Annotated in this window: 14 protein-coding genes and 1 pseudogene; 8 read left to right on the top strand and 7 right to left on the bottom strand. The window is 71.2% G+C overall.

Going from position 1 to position 13773, the window contains the following annotated elements; all coding sequences use genetic code 11:
* Positions 1–114: 114 nt before the first annotated feature.
* From BJ965_RS01420 to BJ965_RS01410, 3 genes are all read left to right on the top strand, one after another.
* The gene (locus BJ965_RS01420) at positions 115–558 is read left to right on the top strand and encodes a phage holin family protein (protein ID WP_184906956.1); all 444 of its coding nucleotides are present in this window, start codon (positions 115–117) and stop codon (positions 556–558) included.
* Entirely contained in the window at positions 555–986 is a 432-nt protein-coding gene (locus BJ965_RS01415) for a DUF3618 domain-containing protein (RefSeq protein ID WP_184906955.1), read from the top strand. Before BJ965_RS01420 ends, BJ965_RS01415 begins: the two co-directional genes overlap by 4 nt.
* 127 nt (positions 987–1113) lie before the next feature.
* Entirely contained in the window at positions 1114–1566 is a 453-nt protein-coding gene (locus BJ965_RS01410) for a flavodoxin family protein (protein ID WP_184906954.1), read from the top strand.
* A 10-nt stretch (positions 1567–1576) separates the two neighbouring features.
* Here BJ965_RS01410 and BJ965_RS01405 read toward each other — a convergent pair whose 3' ends face one another.
* Entirely contained in the window at positions 1577–2704 is a 1128-nt protein-coding gene (locus tag BJ965_RS01405) for a YihY/virulence factor BrkB family protein (protein ID WP_184906953.1), read from the bottom strand.
* A gap of 112 nt (positions 2705–2816) precedes the next feature.
* Between BJ965_RS01405 and BJ965_RS01400 the strand changes: the two genes are divergently transcribed.
* From BJ965_RS01400 to BJ965_RS01385, 4 genes are all read left to right on the top strand, one after another.
* The gene (locus BJ965_RS01400; RefSeq protein ID WP_184906952.1) at positions 2817–3449 is read left to right on the top strand and encodes a GNAT family N-acetyltransferase; all 633 of its coding nucleotides are present in this window, start codon (positions 2817–2819) and stop codon (positions 3447–3449) included.
* A gap of 155 nt (positions 3450–3604) precedes the next feature.
* Positions 3605–4285, top strand: coding sequence for a lytic polysaccharide monooxygenase auxiliary activity family 9 protein (locus BJ965_RS01395; RefSeq protein WP_184906951.1), 681 nt, complete (start codon positions 3605–3607; stop codon positions 4283–4285).
* 253 nt (positions 4286–4538) lie between these two features.
* Positions 4539–6569, top strand: coding sequence for a DUF1996 domain-containing protein (locus BJ965_RS01390; protein ID WP_184906950.1), 2031 nt, complete (start codon positions 4539–4541; stop codon positions 6567–6569).
* A gap of 184 nt (positions 6570–6753) precedes the next feature.
* Positions 6754–7521 carry a sulfite exporter TauE/SafE family protein gene (locus BJ965_RS01385; protein ID WP_184906949.1) on the top strand — a complete coding sequence of 256 codons (768 nt, stop codon included), beginning with the start codon at positions 6754–6756 and terminating at the stop codon, positions 7519–7521.
* Positions 7522–7627: 106 nt separating this feature from the next.
* Here the strand turns inward: BJ965_RS01385 and BJ965_RS38970 are convergent, their stop codons facing one another.
* From BJ965_RS38970 to BJ965_RS01365, 5 genes and pseudogenes are all read right to left on the bottom strand, one after another.
* Entirely contained in the window at positions 7628–7777 is a 150-nt protein-coding gene (locus BJ965_RS38970; protein ID WP_313666678.1) for a DUF2382 domain-containing protein, read from the bottom strand.
* Between the two features lie 41 nt (positions 7778–7818).
* Positions 7819–8007: pseudogene (locus BJ965_RS40305) on the bottom strand (DUF2382 domain-containing protein); the annotation flags it as partial.
* 270 nt (positions 8008–8277) lie between these two features.
* Positions 8278–10530: an MMPL family transporter gene (locus BJ965_RS01375; RefSeq protein ID WP_184906948.1), complete on the bottom strand. Its 2253-nt coding sequence runs from the start codon at positions 10528–10530 to the stop codon at positions 8278–8280.
* Between the two features lie 58 nt (positions 10531–10588).
* Complete coding sequence (locus BJ965_RS01370; protein ID WP_184906947.1) at positions 10589–11551, bottom strand: EamA family transporter; 963 nt, start codon at positions 11549–11551, stop codon at positions 10589–10591.
* 83 nt (positions 11552–11634) lie between these two features.
* On the bottom strand, positions 11635–12456 hold the full coding sequence (locus tag BJ965_RS01365) for a chitosanase (protein WP_184906946.1): 822 nt from the start codon (positions 12454–12456) through the stop codon (positions 11635–11637).
* A gap of 326 nt (positions 12457–12782) precedes the next feature.
* Here BJ965_RS01365 and BJ965_RS01360 point away from each other — a divergent pair, with 326 nt between their 5' ends.
* A complete protein-coding gene (locus BJ965_RS01360) occupies positions 12783–12965 on the top strand; it encodes a hypothetical protein (protein ID WP_030853560.1) in 183 nt (60 codons plus the stop codon).
* On the opposite strand, the gene BJ965_RS01355 is transcribed toward BJ965_RS01360, so the two are convergent.
* A complete protein-coding gene (locus BJ965_RS01355) occupies positions 12953–13705 on the bottom strand; it encodes an ankyrin repeat domain-containing protein (protein WP_246545813.1) in 753 nt (250 codons plus the stop codon). The two genes, BJ965_RS01360 and BJ965_RS01355, sit on opposite strands and share 13 nt — an antisense overlap.
* Positions 13706–13773: the final 68 nt, after the last annotated feature.

Here is a 13773-nt window from a genome sequence, read left to right as displayed (position 1 = left end):
ACGGGTACCGGATCCCGCGCCGTTCACTCTTCGTCATCGCAACTTGTCCGACCAGGTGTCTTTTCCGCTGTCGCTGGTACTCGGCCAGGAACTACGGACCGGGAGGTGATCGCCATGACGGAGACACACCGCACGGCCCCCGCCGCACCCCGACCGGGGAGCGCGGCAGCGGCCGGGGACGAGCCGGTGGGCGAGCTGGTGCAACGGGCCACCGAGCAACTGACCGACCTGGTGCGCGGCGAGATGCGCCTCGCCCAGGCGGAGATGACCGAGAAGGGCAAGCGCTTCGGCAAGGGCGGCGGTCTGTTCGGCGGAGCCGGCGTACTCGGCTTCGTCACCCTGCAGGCCCTGGTCGCCACAGTGATCGCCGCCCTGGCCGTACCGCTGCCGGTGTGGGCGGCGGCGCTGATCGTCACCGGCGTACTGGCCGTCGCCACGGGCCTGACGGCGCTGGCCGGCCGCAAGCAGGTGCGCAGCGCCACCCCGCCCGCCCCGCAGCGGACCATCGACAGCGTGAAGGCCGACGTGGCCGAGATCAAGGAGAGTGCACAACGATGACCCAGCCTCCGCACGACGAGCCGACCGCCCGCAGCCAGGAAGAGCTGCGCGAGCAGGTCGAGCACACCCGCCACGAACTCGGCGACACCGTCCAGGCCCTGGCGGACCGGGCCGACGTCAAGACCCGAGCCCGTGAGAAGGCCGTCGCGGTCAGGGAACAGGCCGGGGCCAAGGCTCAGGAATGGAGCGGACAGGCCAGGGCCAAGGCCGCGCACGTCGCCCACACCGTGGAGGAGAAGCTCCCCGAGCCGGTGAAGGAGAAGGGCGCCGCCGCCGCTCAGGGCGCGAAGGAGAAGGCCGCACAGGCCGAGCAGGTCTGGCAGGACAAGGCCCCGCAGCAGGTGCGCGACCACCGGGCCGCCCTGCTGGCCGGCGCGGGCGCCGTTCTCGTGGCCTGCCTGCTGATCCGCCGCCGCGGCAACCGCTGAGTGGTCCGCTTGCGGACGCGCCGTCGCGGCGATCGCTGAGCGACAGCGGCACCCGGGCCCCGTCACCGCGCGCGGTGACGGGGCCCGGGCTTGCGCCACGAGTGCCCGGACGGCAAGGTCAGGTGCCGTGGCCACCTTGCTGATCGTCCATCACACGCCCTCGCCCCACTGCCAGGCGATGTTCGAAGCCGTCGTCTCCGGGGCGACGGATCCCGAGATCGAGAACGTCCGGGTCGTCCGCGTGCCCGCGTTGTCCGCCACCGCCTCGGACGTCCTCGCCGCCGACGGCTTCCTCCTCGGCACGCCCGCGAACCTCGGCTACATGTCCGGCGCCCTCAAGCACTTCTTCGACCAGGTCTACTACCCCTGCCTGGACGCCACGCGCGGACGGCCCTTCGGCTACTGGGTGCACGGCGGCAACGACGTCACCGGAGCGGTACGCGGGATCGAGTCGGTCACCACGGGCCTCGGCTGGCGCCGCACCGCCGAGGCCGTCACCGTGACCGGCGAGCCGGACAAGGGCGACCTCGAGCGGTGCTGGGAACTGGGTGCGACGGTGGCCGCCGGACTCACGGCCTGACCACCGCGGGTCAGGTCTCGTCCAGCCGGCGCCGGTCCTGCTCGTCCCACGCCCGGGTGTCACGCGGCTGGGTGTACGGCTCGGCCTCGGGCGGATGCCCGCCGGCGATGGCCCGCTGCCGCGTCGTCTCCGCGTCGAACTCCAGACCCAGCAGGATCGCCAGATTGGTGATCCACAGCCAGACGAGGAAGACGATGACACCGGCCATCGTGCCGTAGGTCTTGTTGTACGAGGCGAAGTTGGCCACGTAGACCGCGAAGCCGGCGGAGGCGACCATCCAGATCAGCAGGGCCAGGAAACTGCCCGGAGTGATCCAGCGGAACCCCTTCACCTTGGCGTTCGGCGCCGCCCAGTACAGGATCGCGATCATCATCACGACCAGCAGGACCAGGACGGGCCACTTGGCGATCGACCACACCGTCAGCGCGGTGTCGCCGATGCCCAGGGCGTCTCCGGCCTGCTGCGCCAGCCCGCCCGAGAACACCACGATCAGCGCGCTGATGACGGCCATCACCAGCAGCACGACCGTCACGCCCACCCGCATCGGCAGCAGCTTCCACACCGGCCGGCCCTCGGGCATGTCGTAGACGGCGTTGGCGGAGCGGATGAACGCCCCCACGTAGCCGGACGCCGACCACACCGCCAGCACCAGACCGACGATCGCCATCAGCGAGCCGATGCCGGCGTTGCCCTGCAGCTGGTCGACGGCCCGGGTGATGATGTCGCCCGCCGAGCCGGGCACGAGCTCACGGACGTTCTCGGTGACCTTGTCCGTGGTCGACCGGCCGGTGAGGCCCAGCATCGACACCAGCACCAGCAACGCCGGGAACATCGCCAGCACGCCGTAGTACGTCAGTGCGGCCGCCCGGTCGGTCAGCTCGTCGTCCTTGAACTCCCGCAGGCTGCCCTTCAGCACCGCGCCCCACGACTTCCGGGGCATCTCGGCCAACGAGTCCGGCGCCGCGCGCTCCACCTCGGGGCCCGGCCCGGGCTCCTCGGAAGCGGGGGCGGGGGCATCAGGGCGTTCGGCCTCGGACACCTCCCGGCGGTCCGCCTCGGGCCCGGAGCGCGTGCTCTCCGCAGGCGGGGCCTCGGCCTCTTCGTGCTCTTTACGTCCCGGAATATGCAGCTTCACCATGTGAGCCGGGTAACCCCGGGCCGCGGGCTTAAGCCGCGCTCGTTCGAGCCGGATGCCCCCGCTGCTCCGAACGAGGTTGAGGGAGCGCTCCCATGCCCGGCACGATGCAGCCATGACCACGTCGCCCGCCATTCGCCCGTACCGCCCCGAAGACCGTCCCGCGCTCGAGGACATCTGCGTCCGCACCGCGCACCACGGCGAGGACAGCCGCCCCCACTACGCGGACCCGGGCATCTTCCCGGTGACCTTCGCCGCGCCGTACGTCCATCTGGAGCCGCACCTCGCCTTCGTGCTGGACGACGGGCGGGGGCGGGCGGTCGGCTACATCCTCGGCACGGCCGACACCCCCCGCTTCGCCGAGGCCTTCCGCACCACGTGGCTGCCCCTGGTGGCCGGCCGCTACCCGGCACCGCCCCGGCCGCCGCGCACCCCGGACGAGGCGATCGCGGGCCTGCTGCACCACCCCGAGCGGATGGTGCTGCCCGAACTGGCCGGCCACCCCGCGCATCTGCACATCGACCTGCTGCCCGGCTGGCAGGGCCGCGGTCACGGGCGCCGCCTGATGCGGACGTTCCTGCGGGCCCTCCAGGACAGGGGGGTGCCGGCCGTCCACCTCTCCATGGCGACCGCCAACACCCGGGCCAGGGCCTTCTACGACCGCATGGGCTTCGAGGAGATCGACGTCCCCGAGCCGGGCGAGGCCACCTACCTCGGACGCACAACGAAGGAAAGCGACCGGCTCTGACCGATACGGAAGTGGCGCGATTCGCCCATTGCCGACCCGCGCCGTCGGGTGCAGTCTGTGTGGATGGGAGCGCTCCCATATCGAAACATGATCGAAAACGGAAACGCAGGCATGGTCGCAGGCGTCACCCCCCCCACACCCGAAAGTGAGAGATCATGAATTGTCATGGCCATGAGAAGCGTGCCTCCGGGCCGAGGTCCCGTCCCGCGCTCGCCCTGAGCGTCCTGGTCGCCGCACTGCTCAGCCTGATCCCCTGGAGCGGCACGGCCGTCGCGCACGGCTCGGTCGTCGACCCGGCTTCCCGCAACTACGGCTGCTGGCTGCGCTGGGGAAGCGACTTCCAGAACCCCGAGATGGCCCGCCTGGACCCCATGTGCTGGCAGGCGTGGCAGGACAACCCCAACGCCATGTGGAACTGGAACGGCCTGTACCGCAACGGCTCCGGCGGGAACTTCCCCGCGGCCGTTCCCAACGGCCAGCTGTGCAGCGGCGGACGGACCGAGGGCGGCCGGTACAACTCCCTCGACGCGGTCGGCCCCTGGAAGACCACGGACATCACCGGCACCTTCACGGTGAAGCTCCACGACCAGGCCAGTCACGGCGCCGACTACTTCCTGGTGTACGTCACGCGGCAGGGCTTCGACCCCACCACCCAGCCGCTGACCTGGAACGACCTCCAGCTCGTCAAGCGCACCGGCAGGTACGCGCCCAGCCAGAACTACGAGATTCCCGTGAGCACTTCGGGACTCAGCGGCCGGCACGTCGTCTACACGGTCTGGCAGGCCTCGCACATGGACCAGACCTACTTCCTGTGCAGTGACGTGAACTTCCGCTGACCTGCGCCTCCCCGCCGGACGGAGCCGTCCGGCGGGGCCCGGTCCGGTGCGGGCTTCATGAGAGTTCTCCGAAAATTTTCGAGGTGAGTGAACACACCGGTGCTCCCGTACGTATGGGGCGAGGGGATTTTCATGCCCGGCACGCCACAAGCGCAGGAGAGCACCCTTGGGACGCAACACGCGAAGACGCCCTACCGGCCCACGACGCGCGACCTTCGCCGCATTCGCACTGATCCTGGGCGGAGGCGGCCTGATGGCCGCGAACGTCTACGCCTCCGCCACGGACGGGGGTTCGGGCGGCGACTCCGCCCAGACGCGGTCCGACACGGGGGTTCGGACCGCGGGCGCCACGATCGACTGCCCCGACGTCGGCAGCAAGCTGACCTCGGTCCCCGAACAGGCGCGGGGGGAGGTCGACAAGGAACTCGCCCTGCTGGACGAGCAGATCGCCAAGGCCTATCAACGGCTGAGCGAATCTGCGCAGCAGGTGCAGCAGGATCCCGGTTTCGCCGACAACGCGGTCGTGAACCCGTTGAAGGAGAAGAGGGCCGCGACCCTCGAGCGGATCGCGATCGCCATCGACCGCGTCGGGGACCGCCCCGAAGGCCTCGAAGCCCTCGCCGCCTGCACCGTCGAGGACGGCAACGAGGCGCCCGCACAGGGCGAAGGCCAGGACGGCGACGAACAGCCGTCCGAGGAGCAGGGCCAGGCCGGCCAGGAGCAGGGGAACGGCCAGGGACAGGGCGCCAACGGCGGGCAGGCGGGCAACGGCCCCGTCGCCGCCGACTTCGCGGACATCAAGAGCGTCCAGCCCAACGCGGACGACAAGGCCGGTGCGTCCGGCGGTTCCTTCGCCACCAGTTGCGGTGTGAACGAGAACGGTCTGTTCAACTCCGACAACATCATCGCCGCGCCGGGCGTCACCAATGGGGCCCACCACTTCCACGACTACGTCGGCAACCAGTCCAACAACGCCTTCGCCAGCGACCAGGACCTCGCGAAGGCCGAGACCAGCTGCGACGACCAGGGCGACAAGTCGTCCTACTACTGGCCCGTGGTGCGCCTGCAGAACGGTGCTCAGGAGCAGGACGCCCAGAAGCCGGGCGGCGGCATCGAGGGCAACGCCGGCGAGATCGTCACGCCGAAGCAGGTCACGCTGACGTTCGTCGGCAACCCGCGCGAGAAGGTCACGGCCATGCCGCGGCTGCTGCGCATCATCACCGGCGACGCCAAGTCGTTCGTGAACGGCCCGGCCAACGCCAACGCCTCCTGGAGCTGCACCGGCTTCGAGGACCGGCAGCTGAAGGACAAGTATCCGCTGTGCCCCCAGGGCAGCGACGTCGTACGGACCTTCAAGTTCCAGAGCTGCTGGGACGGCCGCAACATCGACAGCGCCAACCACCGCACCCACGTGGCGTTCACGGACGCCGCCGGGAACTGCCCGTCCGGCTTCCGTCCCATCCCGCAGCTGGTCCAGCGCATCGTCTACGACATCGACGCGCCGAGCCTGCAGGACGGCGGCCGTACGACACCGCTGTTCGCGGTCGACTCCTTCCCGGAGCAGCTGCACAAGCCGGTCACCGACCACGGCGACTTCATCAACATCTTCGACGAGGATCTGATGGGGGAGATGGTCGACTGCATCAACGACGGCCGTCAGTGCGGCGCCGGAGCGGACGGTGGACAGGACCCGGCACCGGGCGAGGAGCCCCAGGAGGAGCCGACCAAGACGCCGGAGGCCCCGCAGGAGGAGCCGACGAAGACCCCCGAGGCCCCTCAGGAGGAGCCGACGAAGGCGCCTGAGGCCCCTCAGGAGCAGCCGACCAAGACGCCCGACGCCCCGCAGAACGGGAACGGCGGCGGCAAGCCCGCCGACAACGGCGACAACGGCGACGAGGGTGGCGACGGTGGCGACGGCAAGGGTGACGCCGCAGAGCCCCCGGCGGACAAGCCGGAGCCCGGCGACGCCTCCACGGCTCCCGGTGGCGCCCGGCCGGAGGTGAAGGCGACCGCCTCCGCCGGCGGTGGCAACGCCGCCGGGCAGGGCGGCGGTTCGAAGAACGGCGACGACGAGGACACCGACGGTCTCGGCGACTCCCAGGCCGTCGGTCAGGCGACCAGTGCCGCCCCGACCCCGTCGGCCCCGTCCCGGACGGAGCCGCAGGCGGTCGGCGGGGGCGGCCTGGCCGACACCGGCGCCCAGCTCTGGCCGGCCGCGGCGGGTGCCGTGCTGGTCATCGCGGGCTTCGTCGTTCTCCGCCGGGTGAGGCGCAGTCACATGTGAGGCGGCTGACAGTCAGGCCCCGGTGCGAGCCGGGGACGGCGGCGGGATCCCCTCGGATCCCGCCGCCGTTCCGCGTGTCCGGCCGGGCCGCGCACCGGCACCCTTCGACGGCCGCCGAAGCACCCACCCTCTAGCGTGACCCCATGAACCTCACCTGGAAGGGCACACCCGGCGGAGCGGCGGCGTGACGCCCTGGGAGATGGCCGCCGTGCTCGCCGCCGGCACGGGTGCCGGGGCGGTCAACGCCGTCGTCGGCTCGGGAACGCTGATCACGTTTCCGGTCCTGCTCGCCACCGGACTGCCCCCGGTCACGGCCACGGTGTCCAACGGCCTGGGTCTGGTCCCCGGTTCCATCAGTGCGGTCTTCGGCTACCGCGAGGAACTGCGCGGCCAGGGCCGGCGCGTCCTGCTGCTCGGCATCGGCGCCGTGCTGGGCGGCCTCGCGGGTGCCGTGCTGCTGCTGACCCTGCCCGTCACGGCGTTCGAACGGATCGTGCCGGTCCTGGTGGGCCTGGCCCTGGTCCTGGTGGCGTGCCAGCCCTGGATCGCGAAGCGGGTGCGCCGCCGTCGCGAGGCGGGAAAGAGCCCGGTGCGCCGTGACGGCGGACCTCTGCTGTTCGCCGGGCTGACGCTGGCCAGCGTCTACGGCGGCTACTTCTCCGCCGCGCAGGGCATCATCTACGTCTCCTTGATGGGCATGCTGCTCGACGAGACGCTCCAGCGGCTCAACGCCGTGAAGAACGTGCTGGCCGCCGTCGTCAACTCCGTCGCGGCCGTGCTGTTTCTGTTCTTCGCCCACTTCGACTGGACGGCCGTCGTGCTCATCGCCGCCGGATCGGCACTCGGCGGCCTCATCGGAGCCAGAACGGGCCGCCGCTTCAGCCCGGCCGTGCTGCGGACCCTGATCGTGTCGGTCGGCACGGTCGCCCTCGTCCACCTGGTGCTCCACTGACCCCGGCAACCCCTCACCGGCGGAGGGCCTGTTCGTCCTGGCGGGTACGCAGGGAGCCCGGGGAGGCAGGATCGCCGGTCCTCCCTCCCCGGGCTCATCGTGGCGGTCAGGGGCGGGGCCGCTGGTCCCCCTGCTCGTCGGTTCCCTCGGTTTCGATGCGTTCCTTGCGGACCTCACCGGTGACGGTCTCCTCCTCCGTGACCTCTTCGGTGGTCAGGCGGACCCGCTCCTTGGGTACTGCCCTGGTCTCCACCACGGCCTGTTCCTCGTAGAGGGTGACGTCGTGTTCCGCCTGTCGACGAGGGCCGCGTCGTGGATGGGCACGAAGGACTCGCTGGTGCCGAACAGGCCGGTCCGTACGCTGACCCACTCGGGCTCGCCGGTGACGTCGTCGAAGAAGACGTGCCTGGCATCGCCGATCTTGTCGCCCCTGGCGTCATGGACCGGGTGGTCCAGCACGGTGGGTATCTGCTCTCGGGTGATCATTCTGCAACTCCCGGATGTCTTGATGAGGAACCGGACCGCCCGCGGCGACGGCATACGCCGTCAACCACCGCGCTTCGGCGCGGCGGGCCGGGTGCCGGGGGCTCACCGCCGGCACCTCGTGCTTCGGCGTCCGGCCCCTACGCACCCTCCTCGATTAACCACACCGACTAGGTCAAAAGGGTAAGAATGGGATGTTTCGGACTGAGGGGTTCGAGTTGAGGTGCGGTGTCGTCGCAAGCAGCCGGTGCCGCAAGGGAGTTGGAGCAAAGTTCAGGAAGACGCCGAACGCGCCCCCGCCTGTGCTCCCTCGGCGTCGATGTGCGGCATCACCCGGTCCAGCCACCGGGGCATCCACCACGCGTGCCGCCCGAGCAGTGTCATCACGGCCGGCACCATGAGCAGCCGTACGACGGTCGCGTCGATGAGCACGCTGACGGCCAGCCCCAGCCCGAGCATCTTGACCACGATGTTGTCGCTGACGATGAACGCCGCGAACACGCTCACCATGATCAGCGCGGCACAGGTGATGACCCGGGCCGTGATCTCCAGGGCGTGCGCGACCGACCTCTTGGCGTCCCCGGTGCGGAGCCAGGCCTCGTGGACCCGTGAGAGCAGGAAGATCTCGTAGTCCATGCTGAGGCCGAAGACGATGGCGAACATCATCATCGGCACATAGCTCTCGATGGGCACCTTGCCGTGGACCCCGAGAGCGGGGCCGCCCCAGCCCCATTGGAAGACCGCGACGACCACCCCGTACGACGCGGCGATCGACAGCACGTTCAGGACGGCGGCCTTGACGGCGACGAGCAGCCCCCGGAACACGGCGAGGATGATCAGGAACGCCACCCCCACCACGACGGCGATGATCACCGGCAGCTGGGAGGCGACGATGTCACGGAAGTCGACCTGGGTCGCCGTCGTACCGGTGACGTAGCCCTTGGCGTCCGTGCCCTGGACGGCGTCCGGCAGCGTGTCGTCGACGAGACGGTTGGTCAGGTCCGTGGTCGCGGAGTTCTGCGGGGACTTGGTCGAGTAGACCGTGCCGACCAGGAGGTCGCCGTCCTGCGTGGGCGTCAGGGGAGTGACGACGGCGGCGCCCTGGACCTTGTCGAGCGACTGCTGGGACTTCGAGGCCAGGTCGGAGCGCTGCGACTGAGGCACGTTCGTCTGGTCGATGACGATCGTGAGCGGGCCGTTCGAGCCGGGCCCGAAGGCGTCGGCCATCAGGTCGTAGGCCCGCCGGTCGGTGAAGGAGGTCGGGTCGGCGCCGTCACCGATGTGCCCGAGCTGGATGGAGAACAACGGGATCGCGAGGACCACGACCACGGCGACACCCGCCGACAGGAACCACAGCGGTCTGCGCTCCACCCGTTGCGCGTACCGGTGCCAGGTGCCCTGCGGCGTGTCACCCGCCCCCGCTTCGGTCTCGGCGACGGGAGGGCGCACGTGGTAGCGGTCGATGTGCCGGCCGATGAAGCCGAGCAGGGCCGGCACCAGGGTGAGCGCGCCGATGACGGCCGAGACGACGGTGACGGCGGCGGCGACACCGAGCAGGGAGATGAAGGAGACCCCGGACACGAAAAGGCCCGCCAGCGCGATGATCACCGTGCAGCCCGAGACGAGAACGGCGTGGCCGCTGGTGCTCGCGGCCTGACCCGCGGCCCGCACCGGGTCCATGCCGTCGATGAGGTTCTGCCGGTGCCGGGTGAGCATGAACAGGGCGTAGTCGATGCCGACACCGAGGCCGATCATCGTGGCCAGGGTCGGTGAGACCGTCGCGAAGGTGAAGGCCGCCGCCAGCAGCCCGAGGATGGCGAGCCCGCCGACGACGCTGATCAGCGCGCTCAGCAGCGGGACGACAGCGGCGATCACGCTTCCGAACCCGACCAGCAGCACGATGACCGCCACGCCGAAACCGATCAGCTCGCTCACCCGGTCGTCGGCGGCGGGACGGGCGAGCTCGCCGAGCGGGCCGCCGTACTCGACCTCCGCCCCGGCCGACCGCAACGGCTGCACGGTGGTGTCGACCCCATTGAGGTAGTCGTCGCCCAGTGTCGAGGGCTGCACGTCGAACCGGACGGTGATGTAGGCCGTCTTCTTGTCGTCCGACAGCGGCCCCACGTTCTGCTGACCGCTCGGCGTGGCCGGCGCGGACAGCGGGTTCTGCGCGGACAGCACATGCGGGAGCTTCTCCAGATCGGCGACCGTCGTGGACATCTGGGAGCTCAGCGCGGTCAGGGGCTGCTGGTCGTCGCGCATCACGATCTGGCTGCTGTAGCCGCCGGCCTGCGGATCGTGCGCCTTCAGCACGTCCAGGCCCTTCTGGGCCTGCGCCTGGGGCAGACTGAAGTTGTCGGAGTAGGCCCCTCCGAATTCACGGCTGACGACCTGCAGAGCCACCAGCGCCACCAGCCAGGCGATGATGACGATCACGAAGTGGCGTGCGCACCACTCGCCCAGCCGCCGCAGCACACCTCCGCGCGCGGCCTTCTGGTCCCCTTCACCGGTGCGGCTGTGCGGCATGGACGTGGTCTCCTGTGTCGGCCGGGAGGTCAATGCCGCCCATTAGATGCGCGCGGGATCATTCCGGCCTTTCGGCCACGCGGACGCCGTGGGCCTCCGCGCGTCCGTTCCCCCGAAAGGCCCGCTCCCGCGAACCGCGCTCGCCTCCCGCGCGCCTCAGCACCCCGGACCCGAGCGCCACACCGAGTCCGACCAGCGTGCTGCCCACCGCCTGCGGGAGGCCGTAGGAGCCCGTGCCGACGAGCGGCGCGGTGCAGGCCGCCGCGACCGGGATGAGGCCGGAGAACAGGGTGGCGCGTTCCGCGCCGATCCGCTGCATGCCCATGTACCAGCACACGAAGCCGACGACGGTGACCACCACCGCCTGCCCCAGCAGCGCGGCTGTCTCGACGCCGTCGGGACGCCGCAGCCACGCGCCCCCGTCGGCCGTCAGACCGATCGCCGCCGACTCCAGTGCGGCGACCGCGCACACCGCGGCCGACAGCAGCCGGGGCCCCAGCGGCCGCAGCAGGGGGACCGCGAGCACGGCGAACCCGACCTCCCCTGCCAGGGCGCAGGCCGAGAAGGCGATGCCAGCGCCGTCCGTGCGCCCCCAGCCCTGGACCGTGAAGGCGCCGACGGCCACGAGCAACGCCCCGTACAGCACCGCCCGCTGCGGCCCGCGCCCGTCCAGGAGAGGGACGAGCACGGCGACGACCACCGGCGCACAGCCCACGAACACGCCGGGCACCGCCGGTTCCGCCGTGCGCTCGGCCGCGAGGACGGCCAGGTTGAAGCCGACCATCCCGACCGCCGCGAGCACGGCGAGACGGCCCCACTGGCGGGGTTTCAGGGCCTGCAGCCGGTCGGCGACGCCTTTCCCGGCCGCCGGGAGCAATAACAGACAGGCCAATCCGTAGCGCAGGAACTGGCCGCCGGCGTACGGGTAGGCGCCCAGGACGCTGTTGGCGGTGAAGGACCCTCCGACGAGGACACAGGCGAGCGCGGCGAGCAGGGCTCCGCGCGTGGTGGTGGCGTTCATGAGGGCGACGCTAAGGAGCCGGGCGGCCCGGGAAGGAGTCCACTTCCGTGCCTGCGTGATGGACCACTTCCCGGGCCGGGGCGTCAGCCGATGTGGTAGCTGTCGCCGTAGACCTTCCAGTCCAGCGGCGGGTTGAGATCGAGGTTGCGCCGGTTCAGGAAGACGCGCTGGGCCGTGTCGACCCGGCTCGTGTCGCTGTGCGCCTCCTCCTGCTTCATGGCCCACACCCGTGCGTCCAGGAAGGCGTGGAGGTACGTCACCTCGTCACCGCCCTGCGCCGGCGGCTTCGCCGTCCGCAGGGCCCGCTTGCGGATGTTGCGGAAGCTCGTGGGGTCGCCGCCGTCGCCGTGCATGACGATGGCGTCGTAGTAGGCGAACTGGCCCAGCACGCGCAGCCCGTCCGCCTTGCCCTGCCGGACCGCGGGGTCGAAGTACACCCGGTCGCGCTCGTCGTCCTGGGCGCGGCGGAACTCGGCGTCCCGCGCCGCCCGGCGCCAGTCGCCGGGGAAGCCGGGGTCGAGCCCGTCGTGCGAGTCGGAGCCGTCGACCTCGCGCAGGGCCGGCAGGTACTTCTGGAGGACGTTGCCGGGCTTGCGGTCGGCGTAGAGCTCGACGAGATCCAGCATGTCGCCGGTGCCGGAGCAGAACCCGATGATGCCCGCGGTGTAGCCGCGGCCGTCGCCGATGTCCTCGATGTACTGGTACTGCGCCTTCCAGTCGAGCGAGGAGTTCTCCGCGCTCGACACGAGCTGCATGGCGATCTCCTTCTTCGCCGGGTCGTCGAGCCCGATCGCGCGCACGGATGCCGTGGCGTGCGACGGCCGCAGAAGCGGAGTGGCGGCCAGGGCCGCGCCGAACAGTGCCAGGGCGGTGCGGCGAGTGGCCGGGGCCGAGGGGTGTCTCACGGTGCCTCCAAGCGGAGTGGGGGGTTGGAAGAGCGGGCCGTGCAGAACTGATAGGAAGGTTTCCTATCACTGTGGGGGCACAGGGGAAACCACCGAGGTGAAAGTTCGTAGGGTCGAACAAGACGGTGCGCCCCTCCGCGGCCGCCGCGGTCTTCGGTGAGGGGTCACCTGGGTCGGCGCAGCGGACGGCACCGGCCCGAGGAGGTTCACCGGCCCATCGCAGAGGCTGAGCGACGCGGCGGGAACCAAGGGCCCCTCTCGCACGTCAACTCTTTGCCCACCAAGGGCCGAACGGTCGGACCGACCAGCCGGAGAGGGGAATCGCCATGGACGAGGCGACGTCGCAGCAGGGGAGCGAGGCGGAGGGTGCCGCCCGCCGGGCTCGCTTCGGCACACTGCCGGAGCCGGTGCGTGTGGAGGACATGGTCGAGGAGCGGGCGGCCAGCGTGCCCGACCCGGCGCGCACCGCCTACAACCAGGACGAATGGCTCGTGCGCTACTGCCTGTGAGGCGCCCCGCCGGAGGCCTGCCGGTCCGCGCCCAGGTCGCGCAGCCACCGCACGACGTCGTCGGCGTCCTGGGCGCGGGCGATGTCGAGCGGTGTCATGCCGTCGTAACCGCACCAGTGAGGGTCGGCGCCCTGTTGGTGGAGGAATTGCGCGGCGGGCAGGTGCCCGCCGTGGCAGGCGCCCCAGAGGGCGCTGGTGATCTCGTCCGGTGACGGCGGCTCGTCCGCCTCGACGAAGGCCCGGACCCGGTCGAGCAGGCCGAGCGTGGCGGCGTCCTGGAGGGTGACGCGGGCGCCGTGCTCGATCAGCCGGTGCGCCGCGCGCCACTGGCCGAATCCCCGGGCGTCGGCGAGCGGGCTGCCACCGCCGATGACCGCCCCCGGCGCCTCGATGTCGGCCCCGGCCGCGATGAGCGCGTCCAGCACGGGGACGTCGTTGTTGCTGGCGGCCCAGTGCAGCGGCGTCTCCGCGTGCGCACCGTCGAAGCGGGCCCGGGGGTCGGCCCCGGCGGCGACCAGGGTCGCGACGACCTCAGCACCCCTGGGGAAGTGACCGGGCCAGTCGGCCGCGATGTGCAGCAGCGTGCGCGTGCCCTTGCCGTCCTCGCCCTGCTCGGTGACGCGCGCGGTGGCCAGGCCGGGGTGGTCGGCGAGCAGCCGCCTCAGCCCGGGCAGATCCCCGGCCCGTATCGCCTCCGTGACGGCGACGGCCAACGGGTCCTGCGATGTCAGCGTCAGCAAGGAGGCCTCCCGATACCGTCCAGGGCTCCCGATTCTGCCAGCCGGCGCCCCGCGTCCACGGCCGTCCG

The organism is Streptomyces luteogriseus (assembly GCF_014205055.1).
Taxonomy (GTDB): domain Bacteria; phylum Actinomycetota; class Actinomycetes; order Streptomycetales; family Streptomycetaceae; genus Streptomyces; species Streptomyces luteogriseus.
The sequence above is the reverse complement of the archived record's forward strand: the minus strand, read 5'-3'. Positions and strand labels throughout refer to the sequence as shown.

Coding starts and splice junctions, on each gene's coding strand:
- BJ965_RS01390 (WP_184906950.1), top strand. CDS start 4,539: ATGGCCGCGAACGTCTACGCCTCCGCCACGGACGGGGGTTCGGGCGGC.
- BJ965_RS01395 (WP_184906951.1), top strand. CDS start 3,605: ATGAATTGTCATGGCCATGAGAAGCGTGCCTCCGGGCCGAGGTCCCGT.
- BJ965_RS01370 (WP_184906947.1), bottom strand. CDS start 11,551: ATGAACGCCACCACCACGCGCGGAGCCCTGCTCGCCGCGCTCGCCTGT.
- BJ965_RS01360 (WP_030853560.1), top strand. CDS start 12,783: ATGGACGAGGCGACGTCGCAGCAGGGGAGCGAGGCGGAGGGTGCCGCC.
- BJ965_RS01375 (WP_184906948.1), bottom strand. CDS start 10,530: ATGCCGCACAGCCGCACCGGTGAAGGGGACCAGAAGGCCGCGCGCGGA.
- BJ965_RS01400 (WP_184906952.1), top strand. CDS start 2,817: ATGACCACGTCGCCCGCCATTCGCCCGTACCGCCCCGAAGACCGTCCC.
- BJ965_RS01415 (WP_184906955.1), top strand. CDS start 555: ATGACCCAGCCTCCGCACGACGAGCCGACCGCCCGCAGCCAGGAAGAG.
- BJ965_RS01405 (WP_184906953.1), bottom strand. CDS start 2,704: ATGGTGAAGCTGCATATTCCGGGACGTAAAGAGCACGAAGAGGCCGAG.
- BJ965_RS01420 (WP_184906956.1), top strand. CDS start 115: ATGACGGAGACACACCGCACGGCCCCCGCCGCACCCCGACCGGGGAGC.